Source organism: Brotomerdimonas butyrica (assembly GCF_025567305.1).
GTDB classification, from domain to species: Bacteria; Bacillota; Clostridia; order Peptostreptococcales; family Anaerovoracaceae; genus Lentihominibacter; species Lentihominibacter butyricus.
Map to the genome: position 1 here is coordinate 1 of NZ_JAOQJP010000006.1, position 14,975 is coordinate 14,975.

The 14,975-nt window shown below is 50.1% G+C and carries 15 protein-coding genes; 3 read left to right on the forward strand and 12 right to left on the reverse strand.

The genetic code is table 11. The annotated features are described in order from the left end of the window. Positions 1-40 precede the first annotated feature (40 nt). The 5 genes from OCV59_RS05260 to OCV59_RS05280 form a co-directional block, all read right to left on the reverse strand. Entirely contained in the window at positions 41-1,210 is a 1,170-nt protein-coding gene (locus tag OCV59_RS05260; protein ID WP_262584130.1) for a biotin synthase BioB, read from the reverse strand. Positions 1,211-2,140: 930 nt separating this feature from the next. Beyond that, positions 2,141-3,025: a peptide chain release factor N(5)-glutamine methyltransferase gene (prmC, locus tag OCV59_RS05265; RefSeq protein ID WP_147593450.1), complete on the reverse strand. Its 885-nt coding sequence runs from the start codon at positions 3,023-3,025 to the stop codon at positions 2,141-2,143. Positions 3,026-3,066: 41 nt separating this feature from the next. Then, entirely contained in the window at positions 3,067-4,320 is a 1,254-nt protein-coding gene (locus OCV59_RS05270) for a DUF1385 domain-containing protein (protein ID WP_147593451.1), read from the reverse strand. Positions 4,321-4,327: 7 nt separating this feature from the next. Then, entirely contained in the window at positions 4,328-6,079 is a 1,752-nt protein-coding gene (gene rho / locus OCV59_RS05275) for a transcription termination factor Rho (protein ID WP_147593452.1), read from the reverse strand. Positions 6,080-6,366: 287 nt separating this feature from the next. Then, positions 6,367-7,215, reverse strand: coding sequence for a 3-hydroxybutyryl-CoA dehydrogenase (locus OCV59_RS05280; RefSeq protein ID WP_147593453.1), 849 nt, complete (start codon positions 7,213-7,215; stop codon positions 6,367-6,369). Positions 7,216-7,504: 289 nt separating this feature from the next. Here OCV59_RS05280 and OCV59_RS05285 point away from each other — a divergent pair, with 289 nt between their 5' ends. Further along, positions 7,505-7,963 (forward strand): hypothetical protein, encoded by a 459-nt coding sequence (locus OCV59_RS05285; RefSeq protein WP_147593454.1) that lies wholly within the window; start codon positions 7,505-7,507, stop codon positions 7,961-7,963. Between the two features lie 6 nt (positions 7,964-7,969). On the opposite strand, the gene OCV59_RS05290 is transcribed toward OCV59_RS05285, so the two are convergent. The 3 genes from OCV59_RS05290 to OCV59_RS05300 are packed head-to-tail and all read right to left on the reverse strand — an operon-like array spanning position 7,970 to position 9,641. Beyond that, a complete protein-coding gene (locus tag OCV59_RS05290) occupies positions 7,970-8,686 on the reverse strand; it encodes a DUF4367 domain-containing protein (protein ID WP_262584131.1) in 717 nt (238 codons plus the stop codon). Between the two features lie 12 nt (positions 8,687-8,698). Then, positions 8,699-9,241: an RNA polymerase sigma factor gene (locus tag OCV59_RS05295; protein ID WP_147593456.1), complete on the reverse strand. Its 543-nt coding sequence runs from the start codon at positions 9,239-9,241 to the stop codon at positions 8,699-8,701. 10 nt (positions 9,242-9,251) lie between these two features. Continuing rightward, on the reverse strand, positions 9,252-9,641 hold the full coding sequence (locus OCV59_RS05300) for a helix-turn-helix domain-containing protein (protein WP_147593457.1): 390 nt from the start codon (positions 9,639-9,641) through the stop codon (positions 9,252-9,254). Between the two features lie 211 nt (positions 9,642-9,852). Between OCV59_RS05300 and OCV59_RS05305 the strand changes: the two genes are divergently transcribed. Together OCV59_RS05305 and OCV59_RS05310 are read left to right on the forward strand one after the other, a co-directional pair. Further along, on the forward strand, positions 9,853-10,293 hold the full coding sequence (locus OCV59_RS05305; protein WP_147593458.1) for a helix-turn-helix domain-containing protein: 441 nt from the start codon (positions 9,853-9,855) through the stop codon (positions 10,291-10,293). After that, positions 10,290-10,688 (forward strand): helix-turn-helix transcriptional regulator, encoded by a 399-nt coding sequence (locus OCV59_RS05310; RefSeq protein ID WP_147593459.1) that lies wholly within the window; start codon positions 10,290-10,292, stop codon positions 10,686-10,688. The genes OCV59_RS05305 and OCV59_RS05310 overlap by 4 nt, the downstream gene beginning before the upstream one ends. A gap of 4 nt (positions 10,689-10,692) precedes the next feature. Here OCV59_RS05310 and OCV59_RS05315 read toward each other — a convergent pair whose 3' ends face one another. From OCV59_RS05315 to hslO, 4 genes are all read right to left on the reverse strand, one after another. After that, the gene (locus OCV59_RS05315; protein WP_147593460.1) at positions 10,693-11,640 is read right to left on the reverse strand and encodes an AEC family transporter; all 948 of its coding nucleotides are present in this window, start codon (positions 11,638-11,640) and stop codon (positions 10,693-10,695) included. 39 nt (positions 11,641-11,679) lie between these two features. After that, positions 11,680-13,197: a DUF1846 domain-containing protein gene (locus OCV59_RS05320; RefSeq protein ID WP_147593461.1), complete on the reverse strand. Its 1,518-nt coding sequence runs from the start codon at positions 13,195-13,197 to the stop codon at positions 11,680-11,682. Between the two features lie 150 nt (positions 13,198-13,347). Continuing rightward, positions 13,348-13,773 (reverse strand): DUF1934 domain-containing protein, encoded by a 426-nt coding sequence (locus OCV59_RS05325; protein ID WP_147593462.1) that lies wholly within the window; start codon positions 13,771-13,773, stop codon positions 13,348-13,350. A gap of 88 nt (positions 13,774-13,861) precedes the next feature. Then, complete coding sequence (hslO, locus tag OCV59_RS05330; RefSeq protein WP_147593463.1) at positions 13,862-14,776, reverse strand: Hsp33 family molecular chaperone HslO; 915 nt, start codon at positions 14,774-14,776, stop codon at positions 13,862-13,864. Positions 14,777-14,975 lie beyond the last annotated feature (199 nt).

Genomic DNA, 14,975 nt, shown 5'->3' on the forward strand with positions numbered 1-14,975 from the left:
GGCGGGGGGTGCGTCATGCGGCGCGGCAGGCCTGCCGCGCTCATCGCGGCCGCCTGCCACAGCGCATTATCATCTCTTCGAGTTCTTTCCTGTCTTCCGCAATGTGCGTCGGCTTGAACTGCGCCGGATAGATCTCGTATGCTTCCTTGTATTTGTCGGGCGTCGCCTTCTTCATCACTACGTTGGCACCGAACGCGAACGGATTTTCCACCACGAGTGGCTCGCCCGGATCATACTGCTCCTTGCCTGCAAGTATCGAAAGTGATGTCGTAAGCGGCAGGTTCGAATCCGGCAGCAGCAGCCTTGCGACCGCAACCGCGCGCCTTGCCAGCTCCGGATCTCCGTCAGGGCTGCCTGCCAGCGGGGTCCTCGGATTCGATATGAAAGGTCCGATGCCCGCCATCCTGCATGGTATCGATTTCAGCAGCAGGATGTCCTTCGCAACTGTCTCAAGCGTCTGACCCGGAAGACCGATCATGAAGCCGCTTCCCGTCTCGTATCCCAGCGCACGCAGTGTTTTCAGGCATTTTACTCTTGAATCCAGCGTTCCGCAAGGATGCAGCCTGTCGTAAAGCTCCGGATCTGCGGTCTCGTGCTTCAGCAGGTAGCGGTCGGCTCCAGCTTCACGCCAGAGTCTGTATACCGCCTCGCTTTTTTCTCCGCAGCTTAGCGTGATAGCCGGTGCGTACGGATCGCTGATCGGGGCGAGTTGCTCTGCGGCCTGCTTTGCAGCCGGTGCCGATCCCTCTACAGACTGCCGAGATCCCACAAACGATGATATCGCTGGCGGGGCCACCTCTGAAACCGATGGTGATTCTGCGAACGTCCACGGATCCCGTATCCTCAGCTTTTTTATATCCTTTATTATCTCAACTATGTCTTCCGGCGGAGTGCCGTCGTCTTCGCCCGACTGCAGCACGATCGTGCGGTATCCCGCATCGACCGCCTCCGCCGCCGCCTCGATTATCTCATCGCGGCTCATGCGAAAACGCTCCAGCTCCCTGTTTTCCCGGTTCAGTCCGCAGTAAATGCACTGCCTCTTACAGATATTCGAGAATTCTATTATCGCTCTCAGATGGACAATGTCCCCGACATGCTCAGCTCTGATCCTGTCCGCCAGCTCGTAAACCGGCGTGAAGTCATCGAGCGCAAGCAGCGACGCGATCCCCTCTGTTGTTTTCAAATGTTCGTATATCTCATTTATGTTCATAGTATCTGATCCCTCAATTGTATAAAATCCGGCGGTCACAGCACGAGTTTTATACAATACAGTTTTTTCCAAATTTCTCAATGTATTTTTATTCATTTTTCCGGTCATTTCAAGCATTTTCGTATATAATTATGCACGAAATGTGCCTGCCCGATCCCTGAAATAATGCCTGCTTTGGCCATGTTACGAAAGTGCCGGTTTTCACGCCTGTTTTATACAATCAACTGTTACAAAACAGTGCTCCACCGGTGGTAAAACATACATTTGCCCTGATCCACTCAGCCGGTTTTGCAAGTCTAGCGATGCATATCCATTCAAAGCCGGTGCAGACCGGTTTCCGGCGATCAAAGGGCATGGCCTCTCATGCAAATCGCACGTTCATGACGATCCGATGCGATCACGGGTGGGCTGGTGCTGTCAGACTGCACTGCCGCAACATATTCATTGTGCTTTCTTTGAAACTCCGTCAATTTCTCTGCGAGAAATCTCCTTCGTTATAATAAACTGGACACGCGCCGGCGCGTGTCTTCTCCTTACAAAAAAACCTCCGCAGCCCGTAAGGGTACAGAGGTTGGAATTGCGATCTTTGAAGTTCCGACGATCCATACATGTATGCCTACGCACACCTGCAGCTTTACATGATCATAAGTCCTGCGGATCAAAACGTCCGCATCTCCCGCATCCGCGGCTGCATGCCCGAATACCTGCATCTCCGCAAGCATATCGCTGCGGCGCCGCTGCTCCCCGTGCATTCACGGCTCACACATGCGCGCCTCGAGCTCCGCGCACCTACACTTATGCGCCATGCTGCATCTGCGGTCCTTCAATTATGTCTGTCTTTTGTGTCATCGCCTTTTCCCTCGGTCATACCCTTGGCATCAGTACGAAATTATTTATGTGTCTGCGCCTGCTAAGCAGACGCATTTTGTCCTATTTCAATTTACATTTTACCACACGATCGCGGCCCGGTAAATCCTTAATTACCACTGCCGGCGAATATTTTCCTGAATCTTTCAACATTTTGCGCAGATCCTCGCCCTGGTCGTGGCCGATCTCCACCAGCAGGAAACCCTCCGGCTTCAGAAAATCCGCCGCCTTCTCCACGATGGTCCTGTAAAAATCAAGCCCGTCGCGACCTCCGTCCAGCGCGTTAAGCGGCTCGTGATCCTTCACTTCCTCCTGCAGGATCGAGATCATGTTCGTCCTTATGTACGGCGGATTCGAAACGATCATATCGAACTTTCGCCCTTTCACCGGCTCGAACATGTCGCCCGTGAGGAATCTCACCTTCACGCGCAGATCCTCCGCATTCGCCTCGGCCGTCTCGACCGCCTCCGCGCTGATGTCCGTCGCCGTGACCTTCACATTGCTGCAGATCTTTGCCAGGGAAATACCAACCGCGCCGCTGCCGCAGCACAGATCGAGCACGTCCCACTCCTTGCGCCCCTTGAGCTTTTCAAAAAACGAAAGCTTCTCGCGCGGAGTGCTCTGGATCGTCTTCGCCGCCTCCGTGACCAGCGTCTCCGTGTCCTGGCGCGGGATCAGCACATGCGGGTTCACCTTGAACGTGTACCCCATGAACTCCTGCACCCCCGTGATATGCTGCAGCGGGATGCGCTCCGCCCTTCTCCTTATCAGTTCCATGTATTTTTCCTCGATCTCAGGGTCCACCTCTTCCTCCGCCTTGAGAAAAAGACTGACCTTGTCGAGCCCGGTCAGGTAGCAGTAAAGCTCCTGCGCGTCTATCTTGGGATCCATGCAAAATGCCTTGGAAAGCTGATATTCTCCTTCTTTCACAAGTATCCTAGTCTTCATTTGCCATCCTTCCTGTGCTGCTCCTCATCACAATCCCCGTCCTATATGCATCTGCGTCTGCGGAGCGCACGCTTGCTCCACATCTCGATGTCCTGTACGTCCATGCCGGCCGTGCTCCACATCGCCATCGATCGGCGTCTGCGCCTGCCTGCCGTTCGACCCGCGTACTTTCCGGGCCTTGAAGCTGCGCCGTTTTTCATGTAAAGATCTGCAGCTGTGCTTCCTCCGGCGCTTATGGACCTGCCGTACGTTCCGGAAGCCCCGAGGCTTCCGCTTCCGGCTGCGCCGGCAGCTGTTTCTCCGGCCGCTGCTCCGCAGCTGCCTCCAGCTGTTGCGACCGATGCGGTCGCCGGTTTCTTGCCTTCCGCCACGAGCACCGCATTTATCGCCGCTATCGCGACCTCGAGCTGGCTGTCGTCAGGCTCCTTCGTCGTCACCTTCTGCAGATACAGCCCCGGGATGCTCAGGATCTTCACCACTATATTATCGCTTTTGCCAGCCCATCTCAGCAGCTCGTATGAAAGCCCCGCGATCACAGGCAGCAGCAGCAGTCTCGAAACCACTCTCAGCAGCAGATTCGGCCATCCCAGCAGAAAATGCAGCGCGAACGCTATGATGAACACGAACATCAGGAAGCTGGTCCCGCACCTCGGGTGCAGAGTCGGGAACTGCCTGCAGTTCGCCGGGGTCAGATCCAGTCCGTTTTCAAAGCAGTGTATCGTCTTGTGCTCCGCCCCGTGATACTGGAACACGCGCTTTATATCGCCCATAAACGATATGCCCCATACGTAAAGTATGAACATCGCGATACGCAGCACGCCCTCCGTGAAGTTGAGCCAGAATATGCTCTGGGTCACATGCTTCATCAGATTCACGATCCCGGTCGGGAGTATTATGAAAATGCCCACCGTGAAAACTATCGCCAGCGCGACTGACGCATAGAGCATGAAATTCCATGCTCCCCTGCTGCCGAACTTCTCGTTCAGCCACTTCTCGAAACGCGTTTCCTCGTACATCTCTTCATCAGCTTCACCCAGGATCTCGGCTGACTTCATCAGCTGTCTGGTCCCTACCACCAGCGAAGATACGAACGAGACCACTCCGCGCACGAGCGGCAGCTTCGCCCATTTTCCCGGCTTCTTTATATCTTCAGTACTTACATTGATGCTGCCGTCAGGAAGTCTCAGTGCCAGCGCAGTCTTTGTCTCGCCGCGCATCATTATCCCTTCCATGACAGCCTGGCCGCCCATCTTCGTCGGGCAGGCTCCTTTGAGAAAAATCTTGCTTAAATCCATATCAACATTAACCCTCTAGCTTTATTTTCCTGATCACTTCGATGAAAGTCTTGTTGTCTCTCGTATGTGCCAGATTGTCCAGTATCATCTCTGTCACTTCCTGGTTGTCCCGGTTGCCCATCGCTCGTCTCATGTACCAGATAGCCTCCAGCTCGTCCTGATCCATGAGCAGGTCTTCTCTTCTCGTTCCAGACTTGTTCAGGTTGATCGCAGGGAAGATCCTCTTTTCCGAAAGCTTCCTGTCGAGGTGCAGCTCCATGTTTCCTGTGCCTTTGAACTCCTCAAAGATCAGGTCATCCATACGGCTTCCCGTCTCGACGAGAGCTGTCGCCAGTATCGTGATGCTGCCTCCCTCCTCGAGCTTTCTCGCCGCTCCGAAGAATTTCTTAGGCTTGTGCAGAGCGCCCGGATCGAATCCGCCGGACAGCGTTTTGCCCGATGCCGGCACTACCAGGTTGTACGCTCTGGCAAGTCTCGTTATGCTGTCCATCAGTATTATCACGTCCTTGCCGTGCTCCGCAAGCCGCTGCGCCCTGGCGAGCACCATCTCTGCGACCTTTACATGATGCTGCGGCAGCTCATCGAACGTGGAATATATCACTTCTCCGTTGCCCTTGAGGCTGCGCTTCATGTCCGTCACTTCCTCAGGACGCTCGTCTACGAGCAGGACGATCATCTCGACGTCCGGGTAGTTTTTTTCTATGCTGTTCGCGATCTTCTTGATAAGCACGGTCTTTCCGGCCTTCGGCGGTGCGACGATCAGGCCTCGCTGGCCTTTGCCTATAGGCGCCACAAGGTCTATCAGTCTCAGCGAAAGGTCCCTGCCGTCCTCCAGCTTGAACCGCTCGTTCGGGAATATCGGCGTGAGCGACTCGAAATCCGGTCTCTTCATCGCAACGCCCGGCTCGTCACCGTTCACCGTCACCACGTAAAGCAGCGCGCCAAATTTATCGCCGTCGTTCGGGTGTCTGCATATTCCTTTTACTTTGTCCCCTGTTTTGAGGTTGAAGCGCCTGATCTGTGCCGGCGCAACGTATATATCTTTTTCACTGGTAAGAAAATTATTGAATCTCAAAAATCCGAATCCGCCGTCCGCAAGCTCGAGTATGCCCTCGACCTCGAATCTGTCGCTTCTGTCCGGCGCGGGCTTGCCTCTGTGCCTGCCCGTTCGCTGCGGTCTTTCATCCTGTCTGTCATCTGTTCTGCTGTCTGCCCTTTCGTCTGTATGCGAGCCTCTTGCTGCATGCCTGTTTCCGGCTGTCGATGCGTCATCTGTTTCGTTCTGTGCAGCTTCCGCTTCATGCAAAGCGCGGATCTCCGGCTCTCCATGAGCCTTCTCACTCTCGTCGACAGACTCTGTTTTCGTGTATCTAGCCCCTGACTTCGATCTCGATGCGGCCTGTTTTCGCCCTCCGGCAGACCTGCCGCCTGATCTTCTTCCTGCGTGCTCTGCGTTATCTGCATTATTTGCATTGTCTGCTGAAGTTTCTGCAGCGTCCGCTGATGTCGCTTCTGCCGGCTCCGCATGAACCGGTTTCTCAGCTGCTTCTGCTGTATCTGCCCCAGCCATGACGTGATCCGGTTCTGCTGAAACTTCTTCTCCCCCGGCTTGTTCAGCCTTTTTCGGCGGCTCATCATCCTTCATGAGCGCCTGCACGAGCTCCGCTTTTTTCATCTTCTGATAGTTTTTCAGGCCAAAAGTTTTGGCGATCTCTCTAAGTTCAGCTACTTTTTTCCCCTTAAGCGCTGACTCATCCATCGTTTTCCACATAAATGGTGAACCCTTTCTCTTTGTCAAAATTAGTAAAGTTTTTCTTTTGGAAAATTAGAATATAAATTAATCTGACTGGTATCAAGATTTCAATTCAAAATTACTACTATAAATATACACTTATTTTTTTGCATAAACAATATGCAGTTGGATTATTTTGCAAAAAAACAGACCCGCGGATGTCCGTAACGGATCCGTGAGTCTGTCAAAGTTTCTATTTCCGATATGCCTAAGTATCTGCTCCGTGCAGTCATGCTACACCCAACAGCAGGATCTTATTTGTTGTAGTTGTAGAAACCTTCGCCGGTCTTTCTTCCCAGCTTGTTCGCTCTTACCATCTTTCTGAGGAGCGGGTGAGGTCTGTATTTCGTATCGCCGAACTCAGCATAGAGAGTTTCCATGATAGCCAGGCAAACATCCAGTCCGATCAGGTCACCAAGTGCGAGAGGTCCCATCGGATGATTTGCTCCGAGCTGCATTGCTGTGTCGATACCCTCAACGTCAGCAACTCCGTCAGCCAGGATGCCGATTCCCTCGTTTACCATAGGGATGAGGATCCTGTTTACAACGAATCCAGGTGCTTCAGCTACATCTACAGGAGTCTTTCCGAGTTTTCTTGTAAGCTCGAGGATAGTCTCTCTTGTTTCGTCTGAAGTAGTAAGTCCCTTAACGATCTCAACCAGCTTCATTGCAGGAACCGGATTGAAGAAGTGCATTCCGATGATCTTGTCAGGTCTGCCTGTTGCTGCAGCGATCTCTGTGATGGAAAGCGCCGAAGTATTCGTTGCAATGATAGTTTCAGGCTTACAAAGTTCATCCAGTTCTTTGAAGAGAGCTTTCTTTGCTTCCATGTCTTCTGTAGCGGCTTCGATAACAAGGTCAGCGTCCTTGATTATAGTGATATCCGTCGAGCCGTGCACTCTGCCCATTATCTCTGCTTTATCTGCTTCTGTGATCTTCTCTTTCTTGATGAGTCTGTCCAGATTTTTTTCTACGGTTGCGATACCTCTGTCTACGGATGTCTGTCTTCTCGCTCTAAGAACTACGTTGTAACCGTTCTGAGCCAGAACCTGGATGATACCGGCGCCCATTGTGCCCGTTCCCAGTACACCAACTGTTTTCATAATTAACTCCTCCTTATAAATGATCTATATTTTTCTATTGTAAACGATTTATGTGATGTTTTAAATATTTTTTTGCAAATATTTTGAGCTATTTCTCAAATTTAAGCGGATCATTTTGGGCTGTTTTTTTATGGAAATTTCGCATTATATTTTTTCGACAATCCCCCCGTAGTCAGCAGTATTTTTCCGGCAATATACACCCCCTGGATTTTATTGTCAGTAAACACCTTCTCTCCTAAAATTACGCAATACGTTATTTTTAAACTTTTTATGCAAAGGAGAGATAAACATGAAAAAAAGATTATTAACATTCATTATGGCTGCCGCAATGGTTCTTTCAATGCCTACGGCCTTATTCGCAGCAGAGCAGAACACCCCTGAGCCGGGAGCCGCAGCAGTAACAGCTGACGGAGGAGCTATAGCCCCACAGTCGACGACATCCGCCACTGTAGGAGCTTCAAGATTGAGCAGCACAAGCGGAAGCGTATCAGCAAATGCAAGTTTTAATGTAAAAGCAACCAAGGCAACCTGCACAATAATTCTTCAGGAAAAATATAACGGTTCATGGAGAACTGCAACAGGACTGCCTGCATACTCTTACGTAAAAACAGTTTATGATGTTTACTCAATAGGCGCCTCTAAAACATTCACGCTTAAAAGCGGCACCGTATATAGAGCAAAAGTAGTTTTCACTGATACTAATTCTAGCGGAACTCATGTAACTACCAAATATACTGGCTCATTCTAAATTTAATCAATGCATGCGATCTACAATTCGAACTATCTGTTCATCAGTTAGATTCGACCAAATATATACAATAGTGCCATCGTTCATATAAGCGGTGGCATTTTTAATTTCACTTGTTTCTGTAACATAAATTGTTCCTTTATTACTGTTAAGTATTCTACTATCTGCCATATAAATATTTTCTAAATTTTCATTATTAATATATTGCTGCATACGCACTTCATCTTTTTCATTATTTATAAAAATATATTCGGCGCTTATCATTTTTTCAATTTCAGTTATTGTAAGTTTTTTAAACTCATATCCTTCAGGTATATATTCCGGTATCACTAACTCTGGAATGGTCGCTTTCATAGCACTTACTTCATTCCAGTCTGTTATCTCCCACGTATCCTCGCTGCTGCTTCCCCAGCCGCCATCTTCTATTATCACTCCGTCTTCGGTGACGATCTCTTCCTTTGGATTCTTGTCTGCATCGACGTCGGTCGTGAATGTGCTGAATACGAAGAAGGCTCCGCATGCCAGAACAATCACAAATAACGCCGCGATACCGCTTATGCGGCGCATACGACGTTTTCTCCTGCGTTCTTCTGCAGCAGCCATCGCCACCAGTTCATCCGGAGTCAGATTTCCCGTGGCAAAATCCTTGAGTTCCCTGTCGGTCACATCAGAAATGATTTCCCTGATAGACCTCCCGGACTGCGGCCGCCTGTCATCATTCATCCCGCTCATCAGTTATTCCTCCCCAAGGAGCTTGAAATAATTGTCTCTAAGTTTTTTCAGGCTTCTTCTGTAAATGCTCTTTTCCGTATTGATGTTGATATTCAGGATCTCTGCTATTTCCGAATGGCGATAGTCTCCCCAGAACCTCATCCTCAGGATCCTGCGCTCGATATCGCTCAGGCTGTTTATCATATCCTTTACCATATCTCTGCGTTCCGCTTCCTGAAGTATCTTCTCTACAGTCGTTTCATCGACTATCAACTCGAAGATATCCACCTCGCCCATCTCCGTCCTCACAAGATTGGATATCTCATTGCGCTTCATCTTCTGACGGTAATACTTCCTAGCTCTGTTGCCTGTTATCGTGTGCAGCCACGCTTCAAGCTTGTCCACATCCTTCAGCTTACCGATATTCCTGTATGCATCTATGAATATATCGCTCGCCAGATCCTCGATGTCATCCAGATCGACTCCCATTATCTTCAGCAGCCGTATCACTGACGGATATTCCTCGCACAGTCTTTTCAGCAAATCATCATTATCTACATACAACACGTTCACTTCTTCATTCCTTATTCACGATACCTTCTACATAAAGCCTGGCTATCTGCTCCATGCAGTTGAGCTGCTGTACCGAGCATACACTGAGCGAACCCATGATGTTCTCACTGAGCCTCTTCTTTTTCTCATCAGCAGATATATAGGTCTCATCGCCTTCAAGTATATAGTCAGCACTGACGCCGAGCACCTGTTTGAGTCTGTACAGATTCTTCAGCGATACACCCTTGTCGCCGTACTCGATATCCGCGATGAACTTACCCGTTACCGAAAGCAGCTTGCCAAGCTCACTTCTGGACATGTTCAGAGCCTCTCGCCTGGCTCTGATCCTCGCGCCCATTTCCTTTTTATTCAACTCTCTGAATTCCATTATCCTTTTCCCTCTTAAGGTTGACATTTTTCCTGCTTATAGTTTAATGCTGTTCAATCTCATGTCTTTGCAACCTTTAGAGGGTATATTATAAACTAACAGGGGGTAAACGGAAAAATTATGACTTATTTTCGACTTAAGAAAGATTTCTAGTTCAATATTGCAACTTTTTGACGCAATACTGACTCATATATAACGTGAGCTCATAAAACAGAATTTTGAAAAGGAGGCAATTATTATGCAAACTAAAGAAACCCAGCGACACAAAGAACTTTACAAAGCTCAGAGATACATAGCCGGAAATCTTCGTCTCCTGAGACACCTTAACGGTCTGAGTCAGGAGCAGACTGCCGCGCAGCTCAATATCTCGCGTTCATGCTATGCCAGTCTTGAGAGAGGCACAAGGATCCCTGATTTCCTGACGATCCAGGCCATTGCGGATGTTTTTGACGTGAGTCTCGACTATCTGCTCACATTCGATATCACAGAGCATGTGCTCTCGCTGCTGAGGCGCAACCACAGCAAGATGGACGCATACACCTTTGCAGAAGGCTACCTCAGGCTTTCATACGGAGCAAGGAAACACATACAAAACAAGGTCACCGGTCTCGCTGAACGAGAAGATGCGTTTTACATGTTCCCGTGGGACTATGAAAAAGCTGCGGGGGCGGATCTATGATCGATACCAGGATCCTCGCCAAAAATCTGAAGCTGCTGCGAACTATGCGGGGTATCAGTCAGGACGAGCTGTCTGCCGCCATCTACACTGCGCGCACGACTTACGCATCCTACGAGAACGGCACCAAAGTGCCGAGCCTGCCGTGTATAGACGCTATCGCTTCATTCTACGATATAGGGCTGGAAAGCCTTGTGAATCACGATCTTTCAACAGGTCTGCTCAGCCGGATATACTTCGAAGACGAAAACAAGCAGCTGGCAGAACTGGTCAATGAATACGAAAGCCTCTCCATAGCATCGAAAAATATCGTTGCGGAAAGGCTTGATGTCCTTCTCGAAAGAGAATCTGTATTTTACGGTGAAACCTCCACATACTCAGACGCATCCGCCCAGTGAAGCTTTACACGAATACCATATTTATAAGGTTGATCGCTGCAGGTACCGTCACGATAGACGCGACCGTGCTCAGGAACAGCACCTTGCTCGCCGGTCCCGGATCCAGCCCCTCCTGCTCCGCAAGCATCGAAACAGTCGCCGCGGTCGGAAAGCATGCGCCCAGCACCAGTATCGACTTTATCAGTGACGACAATGGCAGGAAGTACACCAGCACCCCTGTAAGCGCCGGTAGCCATACGAGCTTCATCAGGCTCGATTCGATCACTGTCAGACTTTTGATGATGTCGCTGAACTTGTAGTTCACAAGGTTCGACCCGATGAATATCATCGCCATCGGAGTCGATATGTTCCCCAGATACAGCAGATAATCATCCAGCGGCCCCGGTATGTTCCCGCCGAGCAGGCTGATCGCGAACCCTATGAAAAGCGCCAGGATATTAGGATTGACAAGCAGCTTCAGAACAGCCTTGAACATCCTCCCCGGAGTTGCTTTCCTCTTATCCCGGCAGTTTTGCCTGAGAAGTCCGATCCCATATGTGAAAAAGAAGAAGTTCATCGCCGCGTTGTGCGCCAGCATCAGCAGCAGGCCCATGTCGCCGAAAAATATCAGCGCGACCGGAAAGCCCATGAACCCGTTGTTAGGCGACGCCATCGCAAACTCGAGCACATTAGCCTCGCTCTCCGGGAACTTGCGCGCCTTTGCATAGAGCCGGCTCACAAACCCGTAGAGGAAAAACAGTGCGAGACTCAGCACAAACGTGATGAGAAACGACAGCAGCACCTTTCCTGTAGCTTCCATGCTCCCTATGTTGTGCACAATCAGGCACGGGTATGCAAAATATACTATCAGCTTGTTGATGCTGTGATTCATCTTGTCGTCGATGAAGTTTATCTTTCGCAGAAACCACCCTGTGAACAGGATGGCAAAAAGTACAATATATCTTCCGTACATCTTTATTGCTCCTGGTGTTGTCAAAAATTCCAGCTGTGCCTAGCCGTAGTAAAGATTGTTCGTGATGTATTCCGGATCGCTGGTAACGTCTATCCCCAGCGCCTTGAGCGTGTTTTCGTCCTTGTCGCTGAGTATAGCCGTGCAGTGTGCTCTGCATCCTCTGAGGTCGCTCAGCTTGGCAAGCGCCGCTTCAGCGGACGGGTTCGTTGCCGCCGAGATCGTCAGCGCAGTTAGGATCTCTTCGCAGTTGAGGCTGCTCTTGTCCGCCATCAGGACGTTCGTCTTGAGCTCCTGTATGCTCTTGAGGATATTAGGCGAGATCAGATGTATCTCGTCTGCCATGCCGCTCAGGTATTTCACGGAGTTGAGGATAGCTGCCGCAGCTGCGACCATCCTGCGTGAGCTCCTGCCTGTGATGATCGTGCCGTCATCCATTTCCATGGCCATGACTACCACGTTCACGTACCTTTCGTCGCACTCTTTCTTGCTTTCGGCATATTCTCTGGCCGGTACCACGACCTTCCTGTCTTCCGGCGTGAGTGAGACTTCATCCATCAGCAGCTTGACTCTTTCCAGAGTCTCGTTGTCGATCCTTCCTTTCTTGTAGTCGCAAAGCGCGATCAGGTATCTTCTTATGATCTCCTGACATGCAGCTTCTCTTACTACGGCGTCATCAGTGATCCCGAACCCGGCTCTGTTGACGCCCATATCTGTAGGCGATTTGTATTCTGACTCTTCACCCGTTATCTTCTCTATGATCCTTTTCACGACAGGAAAAACCTCCAGGTCGCGGTTGTAGTTCACTGCCTGCTCGCCGTACGCTTCTAGGTGGAAGGAGTCGATCATGTTGACGTCCTTGAGGTCTGCCGTCGAAGCTTCGTATGCGATGTTCACCGGATGCTTGAGCGGCAGGTTCCAGATAGGGAAAGTCTCGAACTTCGCGTATCTGACTTTTTTGCCCATCCTGTATTCATGGTAAAGCTGCGACAGGCATGTTGCCAGCTTGCCGCTGCCGCCTCCCGGGCCTGTGACTACAGCCAGCGGCTTTGTCACTTCTATGTAAGGGTTCGCACCGTACCCCTCGTCGCTCACGATCGTGTCGACGTCTGTAGGATAGCCCTTGGTGAATCTGTGTTTGTAAGTGCGTATCCCGCGCCTTTCCAGCTTGTTTATGAACTTGTCTACAGCAGGCGATGAATCCTCGTATCTCGTCACGACCACGCTGTTGATCTCGAGGTCATACTTCCTGAATACGTCGATAAGTCTCAGCACCTCCAGATCGTAAGTGATACCGAAGTCCTGTCGGGTCTTGCTCGTCGTGATGTCTCCCGAATAGATACATATTATGATCTCGACCTGATCCTTCATCCTCTGGAGCAGCTTGATCTTTGCATTTTCATCAAATCCCGGAAGCACCCTCATCGCGTGCTTGTCCTGGACCAGCTTGCCTCCGAACTCCAGATACAGCCTCTCGCCGTTCCCGTCCTCGATCCTCTGCAATATGTACTTGGACTGTTCTTCAATATACTTTTCTGCGCTGAAACCTATTTGTCTCATCTTCTCCTCCTGTTTTGATTTTGTGTTACAGATATGCTATAGCACACGTTACCGTTGTCACTACCATTATTACTATTATAGCTGCTGAAATTATCGTTACTGTTTTTTTGCTCATCATGATCTATTACCTCCTGATCTCCCGACCGGCTTTTACATCAGTGTGATACTCAGTCTGTTCCGTCCCGCCATCAGCCCCTTGAGGCTGATATTGTAGTCTATGTCGAGCTGTCCGTCTCCATGCTCGGACAGTGTGTTCTCAAGTCTGTTCGTCAGGACTTCCATCTCTATCGCGCCGAACGGGGTCTCGTAGTACCCGGTGTAGCGCTTGCCTGTTTCAAATCTTATCTCGCTCCCCGCACCTGCGCCTTTGCCGAATCTCTTCAGCTGGACTTCATCGCCCTTGAGCTTCAGGCGCGTTTTGCATCCCGGTATCCCGGAAAGCTCGCTTTCTTCGTAAATAAGGTACAAAGTCTCGCCTCTCTTGTAAAGCTTCGCTTCTGTGATGAATTCCATCGAGTCTTCGCCGGTGTCGTCGGCGGCCTGATGGCCTTTTATCTTTATCATTATATCTTTCATTTATATCATCTCCGATCTCTTTCTGCCCGCTTATGATATCTCTGCAATGTGTCGTCAGCGTGACACAGCTGCATTATTTCGTTCAGGATCACATGCTCTGCAGGATCTCTGTCAGTTCTTCTCTGTCGAAATCGTATTTTTTCAGGCAGAAATGGCACTGCAGCTCTGCGTGTCCGTCTTCTTCTATTATCTCCTGCATGTCATGACGGCCTATCGTCGCCAGTGCTCTCGCCATCCTCTCGTGGCTGCAGTCGCAGTTCCAGCGGATCTCTCTTTCCTCGAGGATCTGCGGCATGTATTCGTCAGGCATGTCCGCGAAGATCTCCTCCAGCAGTTTCTGTACCATCCCGGCTTCGGTCATGCCTGCAGAGCTTTCCGCCACTCTGCTGATGATCGTGGTCAGCGGCTCCATTTTCCCGATCATGGCTTCAAGCGCATCTATCGCACCTTCTTCGGCGTCCGGGAGCATCTGGATCACCATGCCTCCCGCCGCTCCTATGGAAAGGTCGCGCTCTACTTTCACGCCGAGGGCCACTGAGGAGTTCTGCTGTTCCGATATGAAAAAGTACGCTGTCAGGTCATCTGCGATCTCTCCGCTGGCGAGCGCTATGGTTCCTATATACGGCTCCTTGAGTCCCAGGTCTTTTATCACTGTCAGCTCGCCTGTCCCGAGCGACCCGCCCACGTCCAGCTTGCCGTTGGCCTTTAACGGAAGATCGACGTACGGATTTGCGATATATCCCTTCACGCTGCCGTCACCGTACGCTGTCGCCAGGATCTGTTTTGCAGGACCGTCTCCCTTGAAATTCACGGTGAGCTTCTCGTCATCATTCTTGAGCATGATGCCCATGAGTCCGGCGGCGGTAAGCACTCTGCCCAGCCCGGCCGAAGCCAGCGGCGTCGTGTCGTGTATGTCGGCAGCCTGCTGCACCATATCTGTAGTTATCGTTATATATACTCTGTAAGACTTGCTTTTGTCTATCGCGATCAAAGCTTTGCTCATAGTTCCCATCTCCTTTTTGTATTTTAATCCGGCATATCTTAAAACAAATCGGCATGAAAAATGGTCAGCCGATTTTTATTATGCAAAATATCTGCCTGCTGTATCTGCAAACTTCTATACGTTTTCAATTCTATCATATTATGTAGAAAATGTTTAACTTTTTCTATATATAATCACATATTTTCGACACTAAAAATAC